Genomic DNA, 20267 nt, shown 5'->3' on the forward strand with positions numbered 1-20267 from the left:
ACGTAACTGAAAGATGGTGTATATTTTGAAACTTGTAACAATAGTTATGCCCACATATAAAAGAGATCTTATATACGTAAAAAGAGCTGTTGAATCGATATTAAGTCAAACCTATACGAATTTAGAAATAATAATTGTTGATGATTCTCCTGACTCATATAGTAAAAGAGACGAAATCGAGTCTTATATCAACAGTATTAATGACCCAAGGATAATTTTTATAAAGAACGAAAAAAACCTGGGTGGATCACTTGCCCGCAATGTTGGAATCAATATGGCAACGGGATACTATACAACATTTCTGGATGATGATGATAGGTACTTGCCGGAAAAAATTAGCGCCCAAGTTGAGTATATGGAATCAACAGATCTAGATATGTCCTTCTCTAATATATTGATCATGACAATGAATGAAAAATTGATAGATGTAAGAAATTATGATAATGTATCTTCTTTTGAAAATAAGGAGTTTATCAAGTATCATCTAATGAGGCATGCTACCGGCACACCTACTTTTATGTACAAAACTGAGAAACTTCAAGAAATCGGCGGTTTTGACGATGCTATAATGGGTCAGGAGTTTTACCTGATGTTAAAAAGTATCGAAAAAAACCTGGCTATAGGCTATTTAAACAGATATGATGTAGTAGTATATAAACACAAAGATGATGCAATTTCAAAAGGCGAGAATAAAATAATAGGTGAAAACCTACTGTACGAAAGAAAGAAGAAGTACTATCATCTTTTCACCAATTCCGAAATAGCTTTTATTAAAATGCGTCATTATGTGGTATTAGCTATAGCTCATAGACGAAATGGTAATTATTTAGGATTTTTCTTAAACCTCGTTAAAGCATTTATCTGTTCACCTCTTCAAATGCTAAAAGAAGGATTTAAGTTTATAAAAAAAGTAATTGAACAAAGACGTATTTATTCTTCAAATTCAAATAGCAATGATTAAATATTAAAGGTAGCGCGCCAGAATTTAGTTGATTCTTACACCCTACCTTCTAAAGAAGCGGGATCAGGTTAGTTGTGAGTTTAAATATAAAGGTAGAATTCGACTGCCAAAAGATGGAGCCGAAAAAAACAAAAACCAACTAACCTTAAAGAATGTAGTTTTTGAAAATATTGTGTAAGTCTTTGAGAGCCTCCATCTGACGAGGGAGGTGGGTCGCCTAAGCGACTCGGAGGGGAGAAAAACCTAGACAGCAATTAGCTTAGCTTCTTTATAGTACCTCCTATTGAAAATGTACATAATCAAATTGGTTTTGGAAACGAACGTGGAAGTAGGGGCACTTCCTCTACCTTATTAAGATAGTTATGGGTTTGCGAAGCAAACTCGGAGGGAGAGAAAATACAAAAAGCGACATCTTCTCGTCGCTACTTAATAAATATAATTTCTTACCTCTGTTTTAGTTAATATAATACATAAGAAAAAAAGACCTACCACTCTGATAGGTCTTTTAGATTTTAATGTGCTATTTATAAGTCTATGCTTTAAAGAAAGCAGCATATGCTTTTTTAGTCATGTAAGCGTCAGCTTTGCTGAGAAGTTCCATTGGTGCATGCATGCTTAGCATTGGGGTACCGCAGTCTACAACCTCAGCGCCAAATCTTGCCAGGATATAAGCTATGGTTCCTCCACCACCTTGATCTATTTTCCCAAGTTCTCCCGTTTGCCAGATGACATTTCCATTGTCGAAAATGCTTCTGATTTCTTGCATGAATTCTGCATTTGCGTCATTACAGCCGCCTTTTCCTCTTGCTCCTGTGTATTTACTGATGCAGATTCCTCCACCTATTCTCGCTGCATTTTGTTTTTCAAGTACTTCAGGGAAGGAAGGATCCATTCCTACAGTAACATCACCGGATAGGACCTTTGATTTACTAAGTGCTCTTCTGGCTTCAAGCATTGCATTATTGTTTTCCAAGCTCAATAATTCTGCCACCATGTTTTCGAAGAAATATCCGTCCATACTTGTATTTCCAACAGATCCTATCTCTTCCTTGTCTACAAATAGACCAACGGAAGTGATTTCCGGATTTTCCATCTCCAGTATAGCTTCAAAACCAGCATATGAACATACTCTATCGTCATGTCCATGGGCTGCTATCATTGCTTTGTCAAGTCCTACATGTTTAGCTTTTTCTGATGGAACTATTTCCAGTTCTGCTACTTGGAAATCCTCTTCGATAATGCCGTACTTTTCATTGAGTAATTTCAGTATATTGTCTTTAACTTTTGTTTTGGATTCTTCGTCTTGATTTCCATATGAGGAATGTCCGAAAACTACATTAAGTTGTTCTCCGGTAACTCCTTCAGCGAGTGTCTTTGCCATTTGATCTTTTGACAAGTGGATTAATAAATCATTTATATAAAATACCGGGTCGTCTTTGTCTTCTCCGATATTTACAACTATCTCTTCTCCGCTTTTAGTATAGATTACTCCATGTAATGCCAGAGGAATGCAAGTCCATTGGTATTTTTTAACTCCACCGTAGTAGTGAGTCTTTAGTAGTGCAAGATTTTCCTCTTCATATAGTGGATTAGGTTTTACATCAAGTCTTGGGACATCTAGATGCGCTCCTACTATTCTCATACCTTCTTTCAAATCTTTACCCAATACCATTAAAACTGCTGCTTTGTTTTTGTTATTGTAGTAAATTTTCATTCCGCTTTCTAGTTTGCCTCTACTTAATGCATCTTCTAAGGATATAAATCCTCTTTCTTTTGCCTTTTTGATTATATAATCTGTAGCTTCTCTTTCCGTTTTAGAAGCATCCAAAAAATCCATGTATCTCTGTCCATATTCCATTATTTGATTATTTTCGTTTGCATCAACTTCATTCCAAACGTTTTTTCTTTCGTAACTTAGTTTCATAAGTCCTCCTAATTTTGATATATTATTGACTTTATTGACAATAACTATTTTAACATAAAAAGGTTTTTATACCAATCATAAATATACATTATTCTTTTTTGTATTTACTTATTTTTTTGATAAGTCTTGAAGTCTTATCGCTTATATGTTATTATTTTATAGCTTATGTAACAAGTGTTTGCTTGGCACCCACTTAAAAAATCAAGAAAGAAGGAAAAAAATGAATTCAAAAAAGTTATCTAAGGCAGCTTTAGTAGCTGCAGTCTATGTTGTGCTAACTTGGGTATTACCCATGTTTAGCTATGGTCCCATCCAATTCAGGTTCTCAGAAGTTCTGACTCTATTGGCATTTTACAATCCGATGTATATCTTTTCCATCACAATAGGGGCTGCAATCTCAAATCTGATGAGTCCTCTTGGTATTATTGATGTCTTCGTCGGAGCGTTTCACAGTTTCTTGTCGGTTTATTTTATCAGTAAATCCAAGAATATTTACATCGCAAGTTTATTCCCTGCTCTTTTTTCATTTATCATCGGTGCAGAAATCATAATGGTATCGGCTGAGAAGTTGAGCTTTTTTCTAATCACCGGTCAAATTATGCTCTCAGAGCTAATTATTGTTACTGTTATAGGTGTGCCTTTAATTAAGTTAGTTGCAAGGAATGAAAAATTAACAGAACTCTTAGAGTTTCAAAGATAAAAGGTTCTATAATTTTGGGTGTTGGTGGTGAAAATCTAATTTTCACCCTGGCACCTTTTTCTTGTAATAAAAAGACAAAGTGACCAAGAGCCAGGACAATTTAATCACCACAAAAAATCATCAGAATGGAGGTCACCATGTTTTTTACTAATTATAACTTAAATTTACTAGGTTTTGATGAGGAGACCATAGAAATCTACAACCAAATTCGTTCGGTGCTAAAGAAACGAGTTACATATCGGCACCTATTTCGTAAACTCTTAGGTTCTAGGGATTTTGTCCCTGCTACGATAATGCGGATTCTTCTCGGATAATTAAACATGACACGAAATCTTCAGATATTAAATTACTCTCAATCAATGGACAACCTTCTCTCCGACGCCTCAAAAACAGCGCTTTACTGCAAATAATGCTCTTTTACTATTACTACTAAAACAAATCTGGTAGAACCAAGTTGTTTTATCTCCAAGAGAGTAAAAGCTCACATAGTAGAGAATTTGACAAACAAGATTAGTGAAAAGGACATTGCGCTAGACATTCCATGGAATATCAAAAACTAAAACGATACTGGAAGATAATCCAGATGAACTACAAGGATTTGGATTTGGCGAAGCACTCGAAATGGTCGCACTTTGGAACCTGGAAGAGTGAACGAGATATTGTTCAAGAGAGTATAGCGGTAGATGAGTTGCCAAAAGAGACATATTATTCCTATCAGATTCTACTCATCGATATTAAAAGCGGAAATGTAGCAAGTCTACGAGCACAATTAGAAGCTTATCTTCTAATTGTAAGTAATCACATGAAAATTTGTATTAAAACACTAATTGAAAATTTCAGGTATGTAAAGAACAGTTTGGCGACTCAGATTACAAATGAATGCTTAGAAGCAATCAATTATTTAATTAAATGCATAAAGCGAATTGCATTTGGTTATCGATCTTATTTCCATTTTAAATAGGATCTTAATTATCAAAAAGCAGATTGCACCTAAAAAAATACCTCAGGCAGAACGCGCTGCCTGAAGTAAAAAGTTTGTGATTTAATTGGATACCAACACCATTTGACAAAGAGCCAAAACATTTTGACTAATTCATTTTTTACCAATTGATTAATTCAAAAACGGTTTCGTCCATTATGGAGTTAATTCCCCCTAGGATAGTTATCTTTCCGGCTCCGAGACCACTCATATATTCTCTTACTCCTTCAGGGATTTCGTCTTTCTTAATCAATATCATTGGAGACTTAATTTTGCCAGCTATTGGTCCTGCTGTGAGTGCATCAACTGCATTTATCCCGTTTGCAATAAAAGGATTCTTGGATGTATCGATGTATTTCTGGTTAATTAACAACGAAGTTTGGAATCTATCTGATCCACCAATTCTCTCTGTACTTATATCCATTGACTTAAGTTCATCTGCTAAACCGATTTCAATCGTACTTTCTCCACCTATAATTACGGCATTTGATACTCCATATTTCATTAATGTAGATTTAATATCTGAATCCAATGATTTTCCGTCGGTCAATATTACAGGGATATTCTTTTGTTTGGCAATTCCCGAAATACTTATTGCGTCTATTTCTTTGTACCCATTGACTATAAATACTTCAGAGAATTTATTATGCTCATATACTTTATCGGCGATGTTAACCGATGTAATATATCTATTTTTTCCATATATTCTTTCTGCATTTATAGACATCTCTTCAGATAGAATATCTATTACTCTTTGACCTATTGTGTTCTCTCCCCCGATGATAAATATATTATCAGGACTCAATCTCTTGATCTCAGACAATACTTCCTCACTTAAATTGTCTTTTTCTGACAATAGAACAGGTCCATCGTATTTATTTGATAGAGGTGACATTACCAGTGCATCGGTATAAGCATGACCGGCTGTTATAAACACGGTATTAGCACCTTCAGGGTAATATTTTTTGCTCAATTCTATTGCAGTTTCAAATCTGTTTTTCCCGCTTATTCTAATATAGCTGTCATTTTCTTTGATTAGGTTTACAGCTTTATAGGCATCGGGTAGTCCATATCCGTATCCCATATTCGGTGATTCAGGATATTCCCCATCAGTAAGTGGTACGGCTGAGGCTATCATTGCCTTTTCAATTTTCATTGGGCTTGCATTAGGATTATGCTGTTTCATAAGTGCTGCTAATCCTGATATATGTGGTGTAGCTATTGAAGTTCCATACATTTTTGCATAACCGTTATTAATTATCGCAGCTCTGATATTATTGCCCGGTGCTACAAGTTCAGGCTTGATTATTTTTTCGCTACTGTCAAATGCAGACGGTCCTCTTTTCGAAAACTTCGCAAGTTTTAAGTCGTCGTCTATTGCACCGACTGAAAGTGTATTTAGCAAGCTGGCAGGGTTTTCTATAGAACCGGGTTTTGCAACTGAATCTACTGAATTGCCTGCTGCAAATACCGGAAGTATACCAACAGATTTCCATGCCACTACTATATCTTTAAACCATGGATTTGCAGATGATTCACCGCCCCATGAATTGTTTATTATGTCCGGCGCTTTGTTCGGATCTCCACCCGGCGCAAGCATCCATTCTGCAGCCTTAATTATATTTGCATTTGTAGTGTTTTTATCTGCAAAAGCCCTTGCAGCAATCCATTTAGCTCCCGGTGCTACACCTACTAAAGGTGAGTTCTCACCGGATCCTGCCACTGCAATACTCACTATTGCCGTTCCATGGGAGTACTCATCAGTTGGCAGTTTAGAATCTCCAACTAAATCGAGCCAGGAATCCTCAGGATTTACTTCTCCTGTTTCTATATTGTATCCTCGCCATTTATTTTTAATTGCCGGATGAGTCCAGTCAACTCCAGAGTCTATAAATCCAATGGTAATTCCGCTACCATCGATTCCCAGGTCGTGTTTTACCCTATCTATCTTCATTTCATGATGATTCCACCCGGTCTCACCTGATGGAGTTGAAAGACTTGAAATACTCGATAATTCCATCTCTACATTATCATTTTTATATATTTTAGAAACTTCTGGCAGTTTGCTTAGCTCATTTATTATGTCTATATCCGCTTTTACATGGATTGCATTTGTTATAAAAAATGGAGAGTATTCTTTTACTTTTCCCGTTTCCAAATTATCTTTAAGTAGTTTAATACATCTTTCCTGATTACTGTTAGCGGCTCTTCTCAATTCGTTAACATAATCAGTCCCTAGGTTCTCAGGTTCAGAATCACGGATTGCAATATCTCCCGACAGATGTATATTTTCGTTTAAATAAACCAATACATCCAAATACCCTTTAGAGTTTCTATCTATATCTAAACTTATCTTATTATATTCTTCATTATTTGCAGATACTATTAAAGTACTTAAACTTAGTATCACAGCCAAAAATATACCAAATAAAGTCTTCTTCATCTAAACCTCCCATAAACATTGATTAATTAATCACGGTTTTTATTATATCATAAATTAAATATATTCGCTCATATTCTACACAATATAACTATCTGTATATGAAATCATTTCATTTTGTTTACAATTACAATATTAATAAATTACCATGCAATTTGGCTGATTAGATTAACTTAACTATGTCACTTGATTAATAAACCTGTTTATATACTTGTGGTACTTAACTATATTACATTTTTGTAATACTATTGTATTTTCAACTATTCAATAGCCTTAGATGCATTGTAACTTTTTTGTAACCTTTATTTTTAGTCAAATGATACAATTTAAAAAGTTACAAAAGTGTAACAATTTTTGTTTTTTTCATTAAAAATAGTGTACTTTCGATACTTTTTTTCAATTTTATTGTATAATTTTATGAGTTTGATTGACTAAGTTTCTATATGAATATAGAATTTAATTATGATGAAAGGATGATTTATTTGAGATTCGGAAAATATTCAAAGATAATTATTATTGTACTTATTATCGCTTCGCTATCAATAGTTACAGGATTTACACTGTTGAACGGTTCTAATATCGAAGAGATTGAGGATAGAGAAGTAGATACACAAGTTATCAATAGTCTTATTAAAGAAAGCTCGTTATTAAATGATGAGAATAAACTGGTTAGTGTTTATTATAAAGGAAAAGAATATAAGGTTTCTTCAATCAAGAATTTAAAAGAGTCATTGGAGGAAATAGGAATAAAACTAAGTGCAAATGACTTGGTATTTCCCTCTAAAGATGTAGATCCAAACAGCATTAATTATTTACTTATTACAAATTATGAAGAAAAGACTGAAGAAGTAGAAAAACCTATACCTTTTGAGACTATCGAGACCCAGGATGATAATATCCTAAAGGGTGAACAAGTTGTAAATGTTGAAGGTGAAGAAGGTTTATTAAAAGAAAAAGTTCTAAAGGTTTTTAGAAATGGTAAATTAATTAGTGAAAAGAAAGTATCAGAAGAAATTATAAAGCCTGCAGTTAATAAGGAAGTAGCGATTGGCACTAAGGAAGTTGAAGCTACCAACCTTGCAGAAAACCATAATAATAGCTCAAATCAAAGTTCTGATTTGGGATTTAGTTATAGCTACTATATAGATGTTCAAGCAACCGCTTATGATGCAAGTGTTGCTGACGGTATCCCCTATACCGCCACAGGCACCATAGCTAGACCGGGCGTAATAGCAGTAGATCCAAGTGTTATACCACTAGGAACCAGAGTATATATTGAATCCCTGGATGGTTGGCCAAGTTATGGATACGCTGTCGCTGAGGATACGGGATCAGCAATTGTAGGTCATATAGTAGATTTATTCTACGATTCTCACCAAACTGCTTTAGATTTTGGTAGAAGATCGGTAAGAGTATATATTTTAGATTAGAATACTACTCCCCCTTTTTTTGCAGATATCAATTGATGTCTGCTTTTTTTGTTTATATTTCAAGACTTTTTTTATAGATTTGATTTTTACTTATGCCATGTTTTTCTGCTATCAGTTTAACTGCTTCGGATTTCTTCATCCCCTCATCCAAGAGTTCTTTTAATTCAGATTCTATGTCGATTTCCGGTTTGCTGATTTCATAACGGTTCAAAACCATTGCAATCTCACCCTTTACTACCCTCTCAGAAAAATGGTCTATCGCCTGGCTTATGCTCCCCCTAAAATGTTCTTCATGAATCTTGGATATCTCTCTTGCGATAAAAATCTCTCTGTCAGAGAATAATTCCCCCATGGTTTTTAAAGTATCGAGCAGCCTATTAGGTGACTCGTATATAATTGTCAATCCGGGATATTGTGCAGTAGTGATAAGAGTTTCTTTTTTCTTGTTTAATTGTCTAGGCAAAAATCCTATAAATTGAAATACACTGCTATCAAATCCAGATAAAACCACTGCAGTTAGTGCTGCATTTGCTCCCGGAATGGCAATGACTTCCAGATTTGATTTATGTACTAAATCCACAACCACAGTGCCCGGATCTGAGATCCCCGGCATACCCGCATCTGTTATCAAGCCTATGTTAAGCCCACGATTCAGCCATTCAATGACATTTTCTGAACGACTCATTTCATTATGTTCATGATACGATACGAGTTTCTTTTTTATATTAAAATGATTTAATAGCTTTTGACTATGTCTGGTATCTTCACATAATAATAAATCGACTATTTCAAGTGTTTCTATAGCTCTTTGAGATATATCCTTCAAATTTCCAATCGGCGTCGGTATTAAATATAGTTTCCCCTTATCTGTCATAGTATATCTCCTTAATCTCTTTAGTGTATTTTCCTGCTTCATCGTAGATGTATAGTGGACTTTCTATCGTGAAGTTTTTACCGCCACCATGAATAAATTCAACAAGCACGAATTTGGCTCTTGAATCTAGAAAAGAATGAACATTTCTTAAACGTGAAGGTTCCAGATTATATTGTCTGGCATAGTCTATTATGTCTACAAGTCTATTTGCTCTATTTATCAAAAATAGTTTACCCTTATTTTTAAGATGCTTTTTAGAGAACTTAAAAACCTCTTCAAGCTTAAGACTCACTTCGTGAAAAGCTATTAACTTTGCCTCATTTTTATTTTTTATCCCTCGACCGTATTCTACATATGGAGGATTTGTAATTATATAATCAACCTTTTCCTGATCTATCACATCATTTATGTCCATATTTATTATCTTCACTTCCCCGTCGAGCTCATTTAATTCAACTGATTTATTTGCAAGAGCACATAAGGAGCTCTGAATCTCATAAGCATAAACCCTCTTTGGTTTATACAAATAATGACATCTCAGCGCGAGTATCCCCACCCCTGTACCTATATCAATAAGTGTTTTACCCTCTTCCATTTCGGCAAATGATGATAATAATATCGAATCGGCACCATATTTGTAAACATCTTCACTTTGTATAATCACATAATCAGTCCCGGGAATAAAATCTCTACTCTCCATCTTTCCTCCACTTAATCCCCAATATATTTTCCATTCTTAACATCAGTAAAATGCATCTAAAACTCCTTAATTCGTTCTCACGGATACCATTATATCAGAAAACAAATAACTCCCCAAATGAAGTCAGACCACACATAAGTTTTATCTCATACTAAGTCTGATATCACAGACAACTCTATCGTCAGTTGGAGCCAAAAGATCTCGAGTACAGAATATTTAGCAAGAATTCAGCATTTGAAAAATAGAAGTATGGCAATCTCTTAGCCTCCATCTGACGAGGGAGGTGGGTCGCCTAAGCGACTCGGAGGGAGAGAAAACCAAGGCTACCATTAACTCCAGCTTAGAAGTAGCGGAGCTGCCTCAGCTCCATTTTAGAATCTATATTACCTTTGAGACATGGGATCACTTATGCAACTAATTTATGAAGACATAAACGTGGAAGGGGGTAGAGTTGTGAGTTTGGCGGTAATGAGAGATGAGTCTAAAATATAGCAGTAGAATTCTTCGAATTCCTCTTTGTATATCTCTCCCTCAGTCAGCGTAGCTGACAGCTCCCTTTCCAACCTAATCAATTGAGATGCTTTTCGAAATTATGATAGGTTTCATGCAAAGAATTCCCAAGAACAAAGTGATTGGCTAGAATTCGACTGCCAAAAGATGGAGCCGATAAAAAACGACATCTCTTCGTCGTTACTTTAGTAATAATACCTTAAACCTCTAACTTATTCCCTCTGTTTTAGGTAATATAAAAAATAAGAAAAACCCTAATTTTAGTTAGGGTTTTTCTATAGTCTGCGGCTCATCATGAGGATGCACCGTTTTAGTTTTTTAGGAGCTGTTATTTACAGCTACTTAGAGTTTTATGGAAATGGATTTAGTCTTTATCTCAAAAATGCTCCTACAAGCAGTCCGTAATAGTTTCCTATTACATAGCCCAATGTCCCTACCAGTAGTGCAGGAACTATTAATTCAGTCCATCCCTTAGATACTGCCATGGCAGCTGCTGTTGTCGGTCCTCCGACATTTGCATTGGATGCGATTATTATTTCTTCCAGACTGAATTTAAATATTTTACCGAATATTATACTTACTATCATATTAATAAGAACTATAATTAGTGCAAATAATAATAGTAGTGGAGATTCTCTGATAATAAGTTTTAATGAAGCAGGAGCTCCAATTACTGTGAAGAACAAGTAAATTAGGAATGTTCCTATTTCTTGACTTCCTTGTATTTTTTCAAATTGCGGTGCGAAAATAGTTGCAAGTATCATTGTAAGTGTGGTAATTATTAAATATTTATTACCGAAGAACAAACTCATAGCTTCTCGTACTTTTGTAGAGTCTCCTATTGCTGATGATAGTGTATTGGCTATCAATGTAGACACTGTAACTATTGTAAAAGCGATTGCAATATTAGCAGCGATATCAAATAGCGAAATTTCTTTTGCTCCCCAATACTTAGCTGCCAGTGTCTTATTATAATCTTTTTCTTTATCTGAAGAGTTTTCGATTCTATCGATTAGAGGTGTACGGAATGAGTTACGGAAAAATGCGATAGCAGGCATTGCAACCAGTGCAAAAAAGTAAAGTGCCATTAGCAAGTTATCCGCTACTAATGCTGCGGAAACCGTTGCACCATCAACTTTGAAACTTTCAGACATTGCTACAAAGTTTACTGATCCGCCTGTGTATGTTCCTACGAACATTGGTGCAATATTTGATAAGTTAGGTATAGCATTTTTTAATAAAAAGAATGCTACTATACCTCCAAGTATAGTTCCAATACCACTTAATAGATATATGATTAAAACCCTACCGGATTCTTTCCATATCTTTTTGATATTTGCTCTAAATAATAGTAATGGTACAGCCAGCGGAACTACATATCCCCATACATTGTCATAAACCGGTGAATCTGCGGGAATGACATTTAAATTTGATAATACCAGCGCAATTAAAAGAGCTAGTATACAGCCTGTTACTTTGTTTGCCCAATCATATCTTTGCTCTAGATAGATTGCTGTAGCAGATGCAACAGCCAGTACAGACCAAAGTGCCCAAGTATTATCAGGACTTATAAAACTCGACATAAAATTCTCCTTTCAAACCACTTACATAGTTTAAAGTTTATCACTTTATAGGTCATATTGTAAAGAAATTTAGTCAGTTTATTATTTATTTTATTTTCTATTAATTTTTGTTTAAGTATTTTGAAATCAAAAAAAGCTCTCACTGAGAGCTTTTTAGTCATTTGTTTATGTATTCTGAATTATTCAGCGTGGATAGAATCAGTAGGACATACTAATACACATGCTCCACAATCTGTACACTCTTCTGCGTCAATTACGAAGATATCGCCTTCAGAAATACAATCTACTGGACATTCAGGTTGACATGATCCACAAGCTATACAAGTTTCATCAATTCTGTGTGCCATTAATTAACACCTCCTTTATTTTATTTCAAGTATATTATATACCATTGCTGCCTTAAAATCAACTAGTCTTCATCGTACACAAATTGTATGTCTTCGGATTCTCTGTAATATTTCATATCCTTCTCTTTTGTCACTTTGACATCGTTGATAGAATATGTTCTTATCTCTTCAATACCGTCAGCTGTTGCTAGTTTTACTTTGATAAGTTCCAATAGAACATATGAATCTATTATAGTACCTCTACCCTCTTCAGTTTCTACTATCATTCCCACAGGAGGTATTTTCTTCAAAGATTCCTCGTAGGTATCCTGCTCGTATTTCAAACAGCACATCAATCTACCACATAGTCCTGAAATTTTGGATGGGTTTAAGGATAGTGATTGTTCTTTCGCCATTTTAATGGACACCGGAGAGAATTCGCCCAAAAACTTTTTACAGCAAATAACTCTTCCGCAAGGTCCAAGACCACCTGTTATCTTAGCTTGATCCCTTACGCCAATCTGTCTTAATTCTATCCTGGTTCTAAATATAGAAGCCAAATCCTTTACTAAATCTCTAAAGTCAACTCTTCCATCAGATGTGAAGTAGAAGATTACTTTATTATTATCAAAGGTATATTCACAGTCTACAAGTTTCATATCCAGTTTATTTTCTTCTATTTTTATTTGGCAAATATCTATTGCATCTTTTGCTTTTGCTTTATTCTCTTCATGAATCCTGACATCTACATCGTCTGCAACTCTAATAACCGGTTTTAATGGTGCAACCAGTTCACTTTCGTCTATTTGCTTTTCTCCAACTACACAGGTTCCGAACTCAATACCCCTAGCAGTTTCGACTATTACATTTTGTCCAACTTCAATATCTATATTAATCGGGTCGAAATAATATATTTTCCCGGATTCTTTAAATCTAACTCCTATTACTTTATTCAAGATTTCCTCCATATTGCTTTTTTAAACTACAATTTATTTAAATCCAATGCTATTCTTTCTACTGATAATAAAAAGTTAACATTATTATACAAGTTTTTTTGCACTTCCATACATTTCACAATTACCTCATTGAGTTTATTATGATCTATATTTCTTTGAGAATAGTTTTCACTGATTCTCCTACTCAAATCCTCATCTCTGATATCTATTTGGTTAAAGAATGATATCATCCCAAGATACTCTATTATTACCGAAAAGAATTCCGCGCCATTATCCTTGTTTTCTTCTATCTCTTTCCTATGTTCGGCAATATAATTAATTTTACCTGCAATAAGGGCATCTATTAAATCGTATACAAAATTATAGTCTATATTTTGTGATTCTCCGGTTTCGCTTCCAAGTCTTATCAATTGACATCTTGAAAGTATTGTAGGTAAAAGTCTTTTCGAGGATTTTACTATGAGTATTATTTTACCATATCTCGGCATATCTTCAAGCAGCTTAAGCATGGCATTGGAAGATTCGACTCTTAGCTTATCCGCTTCATATATTATAGCAGTCTTGTATTTATTCTGAAAAGGTCCAGTTCTAAAAAAACTTATCAAATCTCTAATTTTATCTATAGTTATGGTTTTACCATCGGGTTTAATTATAGATAAATCTCTGGCATTTCTTTCTTTTGTGATATCAGAATTTAAATCATTTGTGTTTATATCATTGTATTTACTTATAAAAATAAGTGCTTCATTCAGTGCATCATCTGCATTTAAGCATTCAAATATATAGGCATGAGAAACCGTACCTGCCTCTAATTGCTTTTCAAGTATTTCCAGGTCAGAATATGTCTGTTTCATTACATCTTTCTCATGTCTATCATTGGCATAACAAAAATATTGGCATCAGCAATATCATCGTCAGGATTTCTTTTAGAGCTTTTTAAAATCGTACTCCTTATAATTTCAACACATTTAGCTACCTTTTCTTTTTCGGCTCCAATTATGATAGTGGTATTACCCTTTTTTCTAAATCCACCTGTAGAGCTTAGTTTGGTAGTATTAAACTCACTGTCTGATAGTTCTTTAGATACTTCATTAATAAGTTCATCACTTATTATAGCAAGTATTAATTTCATAACTATCCTCCTTATTATACTCTTATATAATCTTCTATATTCAATATAAATACTGTAGCCCCACCTATTTGAACTTGCATAGGTAACGGAACATAAGCATCCCCCGGCATTGAAACATTCAATAATGTCGTAGTGGTTCTCCTTGAGCTGCAGTTGTCTTTTATTAACTCAAGCGCTCTGTCCACTCTATCTTCTTCAACTCCTAAGAGCAGTGTAGTATTTCCCGCTTTTAGAAATCCACCTGTAGAGGCAAGTTTGGTAATTCTAAACTCATTCTCCATTAAATCATCCATTAGCATATGAACATCTTCATCTTGCACGATTGCAATTATCAGTTTCATTAGCTCCCCTCCATTTATTTAATATTATATCGATTACGTCTTTCGTAACTTCTTCTTCACTTTTTGAAGCATCTATCTTAACTATATTATACACTTTTTCGAATTCTTTATAAATCACTTCATATCCATCATGTATGCTTTTATGGAAATCATCTTCCAAGTTTTCCATCCTATCCTTTGTATCTCTTTTGCCTCTTCGTTTCAATGCCTCTTCGAAGCTTATATCAAAATACAGTGTTAGATCAGGCAGTAGACCATTCATAGCAAAATCGTTTACTTCTAATATATTATTTATACCCAATTTTCTCCCAATACCTTGGTAAACTAGTGAAGAAAGTACGTACCTGTCACAGAGAACATATTTGTCCTCTTCCAAATTCGTTTTAATTACTTCTTCAACTATTTGCGCACGAGATGCAGCCATTAATAAGGCTTCTGTCCGAGGCGACATATTACCCGTCTGACCAAGCAGTAATCCTCTTATCTCTTCACCTATATCTGTACCTCCGGGTTCTCTGGTTAATATATGTGCCACACCCATTTCACCCAAGATAGTGCTGACATTTTTTGCGATTGTACTCTTGCCGCATCCGTCAGGTCCTTCAAACACTATGAACTTTCCTCTCATATTACACCCCTACTATATCTATCATATCTTTATTTAATCCCACAATTGAGATCCCTTTATCTTTATACTTTTCAACAATTTCTACATGCTCATCGGTAATCAACTCTCCTGGGGCAAGTTGCGGTATTCCGGGAGGATACGGAATGATGTAGGATGCTGATACAGAGCCTACTGATTCCACCAATTTTACAGTTTTATTCTCAGAGTTAAAAGCTTCGTAAATCGGAATAATTTGTTTCGGTTCAATAAGTTTCATGTCCAAGTCTTCTGTCTCATCATAAGTATTATTGGACGCAATTTCTCCTAGTGCATCTTCAAGATACTTGAAATCGTCTTCTGTATTCATAACTGATGTCACTCCTATGACATACCTAAAATCAGCATATTCCATATTTATATTATAATCCCTATGGAGTATGTCTATAAGGTCAGTTCCTCTTATCCCTTCAATCTCAAAATGTATTTTTGTAATATCTCTGTCATAAAATAGACTTTCCGATTTATTACCGAGAAGTTTAATTCTATCTATTTTAGATATACTCTCATTAAATCTATTTATATTACCAATCAGTGTATCTAGGTCCTCTCTTCCTTTAAAAGAATCCATATAGGCAACAGCTTTTTCTATTGAAGTCATAAAAATGTAAGAAGGAGAGGTCGTTTGAAGCAGTCTCGAAACGGACCTTACTCTATCAATATTGACTCTATCTGAGCATATATGCAGCACTGCTGTTTGTGTTAGAGAAGGAAGAGTTTTATGAGCAGAATGTATTACCATATCAGCCCCGAGTTCAATCGCAGATTTAGGCAGTCTATCTGAAAAGCTCAAGTGCGGTCCATGTGCTTCATCTACGATTACGATTACTCCATTTTTATGTGCTATATCTATTATCTCACATAAATCCGAACAAACACCATAAAATGAAGGATGTAATAAAACGCAGGCTTTTATCGAGCGATTGTTTTGAATTAACTCCTTGAATTTGTGAACATCAATTCCTCCGACCAATTGAATACTACTGTCATACTCAGGCATTATATACTCAACATTTAAGCGTCCAAGTATGCTGCCATTATAAGCTGAAACATGTGAATTCCTTTGGATTAATACGGAATCTCCCGGTTTAGTTACACTCATCATCGCTATATGAATCCCACTAGTTGACCCGTTTACTAGATAAATGCTCTCTTTAGATCCATATACTCGGCTCACTTCTCTCATAGATTCAAATATTATCTCCTCAGGCTCATGAAGATTGTCAGTACCAAATGTCTCTGTGGTATCAAATGAAGGTAAAATATTAAAGTCCAAAAACTGATTCGTTCTCTTATGGTGACCGGGTAGTTGAAAATATATTGTATTTTTAGAAGATATATCTAATAATCTATCATAAATTGGCGTTTTAATGGTTTTCACTCTCTTCCGCTAAATAAATTTACTGCAATTTAAAATTTCTTATTTATAACTATCTTAATTATAATAGTAAACAGAATTATTACAAGTTTTATATTCAATTTACTAGGTCAAAGAGCGACTTTTCCCTAATTAGAGGTATTTATTTAATGAAAGCTTCAATAATAGTCTATATTTTATCAATATCTATTTATTACGATTAATTCACATTTATTATAAAGGCTGCCTTATTCCTTGACCCTCTTTATCTGTTTCGATATAATTAAAATTACCAAATATTTTTTTAACAAAGGGGGAGTAATAATGAAAAAAATATTAGCATTAGCTATGGTATTTGTAATGGTACTTACATTTGCTGCCTGTGCAACAAAATACAAAGAAGGCACTTATGAGGGTGAGGGTAAAGGATATAGTCCTGACGAGAACATAAAAGTTAATGTAACTGTTGGTGAAGATGGAAAAGTTAGCGAAGTTAAAGTAGTTAGCCATTCAGAAACCGATGATATAGGCGGTATTGCACTTGATTCACTTTCAAAAGCAGCTGTTGAAAAAAATGGTGCCAAAGTAGACACTATTACAGGTGCAACTGTTACAACTGATGGTTTTAAAGCTGCTGTTAAGCAAGCGTTGGAAAAAGCAAAATAAGATCTATTTGCTAAAATTAGAAAAACAAAAGGAGCTGTTAAAACAGCTCCTTAAACTTTTAAGGACCTATTACAATGATAGGTCCTTTTTTGACGATTAAATTAAAATTAATGGGAACTGTCTTAAAATTTAACCCCATATCAAGCACCTAAATTTTTAGCAAAAAAGGATATAAGTTAAGCCATAGCCAAGCATATTGCTTCAAACATATGTATATTTATGCTCTCATGAGCTTAATTACAGTGCTTTCGTATTTGTCAAATGAATAAGTAACCAAAACAGTTTAAAAAAGTGTACCCTGACCCCGTTTTTTTTTTAAAAAAGAAGGTAGTGTATCTGATTTTGTTTGTTTTGACACTACCTTTACTTATTTTATTTTTCCACATGCCAATCGTATACAATTTTCCCTAAATCTGCCAAGACATTGGACGCATAGGATAAGTTATTTGTAAATGCTGCGAAAATATAGGGTTCGGTATCATACACTATTCCGATATCGTTGTAAAAACCGTCATAATCACCTGTTTTATGTGCAATTTTTACTCCCTTTATCTCCCTTGTGAAATATTCGTTGTAGATAGTATTTTTCATATCATCAAGCAGTTTTTGATAGTATGGATTATTGTCCTCGTTGTTATATAATCTTTCCAGTACCATCTGACTTTCGTTTGGAGTTATATAATTTCCGTTGTATGAGCTGATTCCATATACTCTGGCTAGAGTGTCGAGTAGGTATTCGGCATGGTATCCTCCCAAAAATCTATACATCATATTAGTTGCTACATTGTCACTATGTGTTATCATAAGTTCGAGTAATTCTTCAATCGGATAACTGGAACCTATTCTTTCACCTTGCAAAATTCCTGTACCACCTTCTTTGTCATTTGCATAATATGTGAGTTCCATACCCAAATCCAATTCTTCTTCAAAAGCTAAGTCATAAGTCAGCATACAAATCGGTACCTTCATAACAGAAGCAGCCAAAAATACGTCATCAGGATTTATTCTAAGCTCCACTCCTGTCTTTAAGTTTTTATATACAAATCCGATATCATTAATATCTATGCTATTTTTCCTTAGATAAGTTTTTATCTCATTGTCTAATATTCCGGGGTTTTTATTTATTTTGGGCTTTTGTTTTTCCTCATCTATTTGATTTTTTAATTCTTCATCAGATTTAGCTTCAGTATCATCTATTTCCTCTGTATCCTCGTCTGCCATTGCACTTGTCTTTGAATCGTCTTCAGTAGTTTCAAGTTTTGGAATTTTTTCAAGGAAGATTTCTTTTATAAAAAATAAGGACATAGCTATTATAAAGATAGCCATAAGGGTAGATAATGCTATAATGAGATTTTTCTTTCTTCTTTTTTCTCTAATTCTTCTGAGTTTTATATCATGCCTATACTTTTGTTTTATCAGTCTATGCATCCTATTCTGTTTTATTTTCTTTTTCCTTGATTTTAAAGCCAATATAATCATCCCTTATTAAGTATTTTATGTTCGTCTGATTTTATACTAGTTTAATTATATTGTATAGCAAGAGTAGAACTATATCAAGGTATTGCATAGATTAGTACAGTTTAGTAAGCTTGTTACATTTTGGAGTTAAAAGGTATATAATTATAGTATATCTTTACGGAGAGGATGTGAACTATGGAAATTATAGCAGCTATAATAGGTATAGTACTAATGCTGATCATTGCAAAGGTACTGTCAGTATCTATGAAAATAATATTAAAACTATTGTTAAACAGTCTGGTTGGGGTTGGCCTTTTATTGGTTTTTAATCTATTAGCCGGTTTCTTCTCTTTGAGTATAGAGTTTAATTTTATAAATGCTCTTGTCGCCGGATTTCTTGGTTTCCCTGGGATTATCTTGCTTTTACTACTCAATAGATAGATTTTTTAGCACTTTTGCTTTAAACTAGACATCATCTATCTTATTTGGTATAATACACTATATGAGCCTAATTTAAGATATTAAAGGGGGAATTCCTATGGCAGAAATTAAACTTAACGTAGAATTACGTGAAGGTATAGGTAAAAATAAAACAGATAAATTAAGGGCAGAAAAGATTGTTCCGGGAGTTGTTTACGGAAAAGGAGTTGAACCTAAGACAATATCTATTTCTGAAAAAGAATTACACAAGGTATTCTTAAGTGCTGGAACTAACACAATAATAGATTTAGTATTGGGATCTGAAAATTTACCTGTTCTATTTAAGGAAGTTCAAAAACATCCTTATAAGAACAGATATACTCATGTTGACTTCTATATGATCGACATGAAGGAATCACTTAGAATTCAAATTCCAATCATTCTTGAAGGAAGAGACGATATTATACTTCAACCTTCAGTTTTAACACAACAATTAAACGAAGTAGACATCGAATGTCTACCGGTTGATATCCCTCAAGCAGCAGTATATAATGTTACTGAAATGCAGTATGGCGATCAAGTTCTAGTTAAAGATCTAGATATTTTCTCTAATGAAAAACTTACATTCTGGACAGATGCAGAAGAACTTGTTGCAACTCTACAAGAACCTAGAGAAGAAGTCGAAGAAGAAGAAACTGATGAAACAATCGACGCTGCTGACGTACCTACAGTTGATGAAACTGAAGATGAAGGCGCTGAAGAGGCTGATGAGTAATCAAAAATAAAAAGAGTCGTTAATAGTACGACTCTTTTTTGTTATACAATAAATAATTAATAGGAGGCTTG

General features: G+C 34.1%; 20 protein-coding genes. 7 read left to right on the plus strand and 13 right to left on the minus strand.

Translation table 11 applies throughout. The features are described from left to right. The first annotated feature begins 25 nt into the window (after positions 1–25). Positions 26–961: a glycosyltransferase gene (locus tag VZL98_08405; protein WVH62714.1), complete on the plus strand. Its 936-nt coding sequence runs from the start codon at positions 26–28 to the stop codon at positions 959–961. A gap of 532 nt (positions 962–1493) precedes the next feature. Here VZL98_08405 and VZL98_08410 read toward each other — a convergent pair. Next, positions 1494–2885: an aminopeptidase gene (locus tag VZL98_08410; protein ID WVH62715.1), complete on the minus strand. Its 1392-nt coding sequence runs from the start codon at positions 2883–2885 to the stop codon at positions 1494–1496. A gap of 220 nt (positions 2886–3105) precedes the next feature. Between VZL98_08410 and VZL98_08415 the strand changes: the two genes are divergently transcribed. Then, positions 3106–3585 (plus strand): QueT transporter family protein, encoded by a 480-nt coding sequence (locus VZL98_08415; GenBank protein ID WVH62716.1) that lies wholly within the window; start codon positions 3106–3108, stop codon positions 3583–3585. A gap of 541 nt (positions 3586–4126) precedes the next feature. Beyond that, a complete protein-coding gene (locus VZL98_08420) occupies positions 4127–4546 on the plus strand; it encodes a transposase (protein ID WVH62717.1) in 420 nt (139 codons plus the stop codon). Between the two features lie 139 nt (positions 4547–4685). On the opposite strand, the gene VZL98_08425 is transcribed toward VZL98_08420, so the two are convergent. Continuing rightward, on the minus strand, positions 4686–7007 hold the full coding sequence (locus VZL98_08425; GenBank protein WVH62718.1) for a S8 family serine peptidase: 2322 nt from the start codon (positions 7005–7007) through the stop codon (positions 4686–4688). 440 nt (positions 7008–7447) lie between these two features. Between VZL98_08425 and VZL98_08430 the strand changes: the two genes are divergently transcribed. After that, entirely contained in the window at positions 7448–8434 is a 987-nt protein-coding gene (locus VZL98_08430; GenBank protein WVH62719.1) for a 3D domain-containing protein, read from the plus strand. A 52-nt stretch (positions 8435–8486) separates the two neighbouring features. Here the strand turns inward: VZL98_08430 and rsmI are convergent, their stop codons facing one another. From rsmI to VZL98_08480, 10 genes are all read right to left on the minus strand, one after another. Beyond that, positions 8487–9308, minus strand: a complete 822-nt coding sequence (gene rsmI, locus VZL98_08435) for a 16S rRNA (cytidine(1402)-2'-O)-methyltransferase (GenBank protein WVH62720.1) — start codon at positions 9306–9308, stop codon at positions 8487–8489. Next, complete coding sequence (locus VZL98_08440; GenBank protein ID WVH62721.1) at positions 9298–10008, minus strand: methyltransferase; 711 nt, start codon at positions 10006–10008, stop codon at positions 9298–9300. The genes rsmI and VZL98_08440 overlap by 11 nt, the downstream gene beginning before the upstream one ends. Positions 10009–10889: 881 nt before the next feature. After that, a complete protein-coding gene (locus VZL98_08445; GenBank protein ID WVH62722.1) occupies positions 10890–12101 on the minus strand; it encodes a DUF819 family protein in 1212 nt (403 codons plus the stop codon). 179 nt (positions 12102–12280) lie between these two features. Further along, positions 12281–12448 (minus strand): 4Fe-4S binding protein, encoded by a 168-nt coding sequence (locus tag VZL98_08450; protein ID WVH62723.1) that lies wholly within the window; start codon positions 12446–12448, stop codon positions 12281–12283. 62 nt (positions 12449–12510) lie between these two features. Continuing rightward, positions 12511–13383 carry a stage 0 sporulation family protein gene (locus VZL98_08455; GenBank protein ID WVH62724.1) on the minus strand — a complete coding sequence of 291 codons (873 nt, stop codon included), beginning with the start codon at positions 13381–13383 and terminating at the stop codon, positions 12511–12513. 26 nt (positions 13384–13409) lie between these two features. After that, on the minus strand, positions 13410–14237 hold the full coding sequence (locus VZL98_08460) for a hypothetical protein (GenBank protein WVH62725.1): 828 nt from the start codon (positions 14235–14237) through the stop codon (positions 13410–13412). After that, positions 14237–14515, minus strand: a complete 279-nt coding sequence (locus VZL98_08465) for a cyclic-di-AMP receptor (GenBank protein ID WVH62726.1) — start codon at positions 14513–14515, stop codon at positions 14237–14239. Before VZL98_08465 ends, VZL98_08460 begins: the two co-directional genes overlap by 1 nt. Before the next feature lie 14 nt (positions 14516–14529). Further along, positions 14530–14856 carry a cyclic-di-AMP receptor gene (locus VZL98_08470; protein WVH62727.1) on the minus strand — a complete coding sequence of 109 codons (327 nt, stop codon included), beginning with the start codon at positions 14854–14856 and terminating at the stop codon, positions 14530–14532. Further along, positions 14825–15484, minus strand: coding sequence for a dTMP kinase (tmk, locus tag VZL98_08475; protein WVH62728.1), 660 nt, complete (start codon positions 15482–15484; stop codon positions 14825–14827). Before tmk ends, VZL98_08470 begins: the two co-directional genes overlap by 32 nt. A 1-nt stretch (position 15485) precedes the next feature. Continuing rightward, a complete protein-coding gene (locus tag VZL98_08480) occupies positions 15486–16901 on the minus strand; it encodes an aminotransferase class V-fold PLP-dependent enzyme (GenBank protein WVH62729.1) in 1416 nt (471 codons plus the stop codon). A gap of 300 nt (positions 16902–17201) precedes the next feature. Between VZL98_08480 and VZL98_08485 the strand changes: the two genes are divergently transcribed. Next, positions 17202–17543: an FMN-binding protein gene (locus VZL98_08485; GenBank protein ID WVH62730.1), complete on the plus strand. Its 342-nt coding sequence runs from the start codon at positions 17202–17204 to the stop codon at positions 17541–17543. Between the two features lie 372 nt (positions 17544–17915). Here the strand turns inward: VZL98_08485 and VZL98_08490 are convergent, their stop codons facing one another. Beyond that, positions 17916–19013, minus strand: a complete 1098-nt coding sequence (locus VZL98_08490; GenBank protein ID WVH62731.1) for a serine hydrolase — start codon at positions 19011–19013, stop codon at positions 17916–17918. Between the two features lie 183 nt (positions 19014–19196). Between VZL98_08490 and VZL98_08495 the strand changes: the two genes are divergently transcribed. Together VZL98_08495 and VZL98_08500 are read left to right on the plus strand one after the other, a co-directional pair. After that, a complete protein-coding gene (locus tag VZL98_08495) occupies positions 19197–19442 on the plus strand; it encodes a pro-sigmaK processing inhibitor BofA family protein (GenBank protein ID WVH62732.1) in 246 nt (81 codons plus the stop codon). Between the two features lie 97 nt (positions 19443–19539). After that, a complete protein-coding gene (locus tag VZL98_08500; protein WVH62733.1) occupies positions 19540–20196 on the plus strand; it encodes a 50S ribosomal protein L25 in 657 nt (218 codons plus the stop codon). Positions 20197–20267: the final 71 nt, after the last annotated feature.

This window comes from Peptoniphilaceae bacterium AMB_02 (assembly GCA_036321625.1).
GTDB lineage: Bacteria > Bacillota > Clostridia > Tissierellales > Peptoniphilaceae > Microaceticoccus > Microaceticoccus formicicus.

Excerpts from the sequence above, each read along its gene's own strand:
- VZL98_08410 (WVH62715.1), bottom strand. The coding sequence starts at position 2,885 with ATGAAACTAAGTTACGAAAGAAAAAACGTTTGGAATGAAGTTGATGCA.
- VZL98_08415 (WVH62716.1), top strand. The coding sequence starts at position 3,106 with ATGAATTCAAAAAAGTTATCTAAGGCAGCTTTAGTAGCTGCAGTCTAT.
- VZL98_08420 (WVH62717.1), top strand. The coding sequence starts at position 4,127 with ATGGAATATCAAAAACTAAAACGATACTGGAAGATAATCCAGATGAAC.
- VZL98_08425 (WVH62718.1), bottom strand. The coding sequence starts at position 7,007 with ATGAAGAAGACTTTATTTGGTATATTTTTGGCTGTGATACTAAGTTTA.
- VZL98_08430 (WVH62719.1), top strand. The coding sequence starts at position 7,448 with ATGAATATAGAATTTAATTATGATGAAAGGATGATTTATTTGAGATTC.
- rsmI (WVH62720.1), bottom strand. The coding sequence starts at position 9,308 with ATGACAGATAAGGGGAAACTATATTTAATACCGACGCCGATTGGAAAT.
- VZL98_08440 (WVH62721.1), bottom strand. The coding sequence starts at position 10,008 with ATGGAGAGTAGAGATTTTATTCCCGGGACTGATTATGTGATTATACAA.
- VZL98_08445 (WVH62722.1), bottom strand. The coding sequence starts at position 12,101 with ATGTCGAGTTTTATAAGTCCTGATAATACTTGGGCACTTTGGTCTGTA.
- VZL98_08450 (WVH62723.1), bottom strand. The coding sequence starts at position 12,448 with ATGGCACACAGAATTGATGAAACTTGTATAGCTTGTGGATCATGTCAA.
- VZL98_08460 (WVH62725.1), bottom strand. The coding sequence starts at position 14,237 with ATGAAACAGACATATTCTGACCTGGAAATACTTGAAAAGCAATTAGAG.
- VZL98_08465 (WVH62726.1), bottom strand. The coding sequence starts at position 14,515 with ATGAAATTAATACTTGCTATAATAAGTGATGAACTTATTAATGAAGTA.
- VZL98_08470 (WVH62727.1), bottom strand. The coding sequence starts at position 14,856 with ATGAAACTGATAATTGCAATCGTGCAAGATGAAGATGTTCATATGCTA.
- tmk (WVH62728.1), bottom strand. The coding sequence starts at position 15,484 with ATGAGAGGAAAGTTCATAGTGTTTGAAGGACCTGACGGATGCGGCAAG.
- VZL98_08485 (WVH62730.1), top strand. The coding sequence starts at position 17,202 with ATGAAAAAAATATTAGCATTAGCTATGGTATTTGTAATGGTACTTACA.
- VZL98_08495 (WVH62732.1), top strand. The coding sequence starts at position 19,197 with ATGGAAATTATAGCAGCTATAATAGGTATAGTACTAATGCTGATCATT.
- VZL98_08500 (WVH62733.1), top strand. The coding sequence starts at position 19,540 with ATGGCAGAAATTAAACTTAACGTAGAATTACGTGAAGGTATAGGTAAA.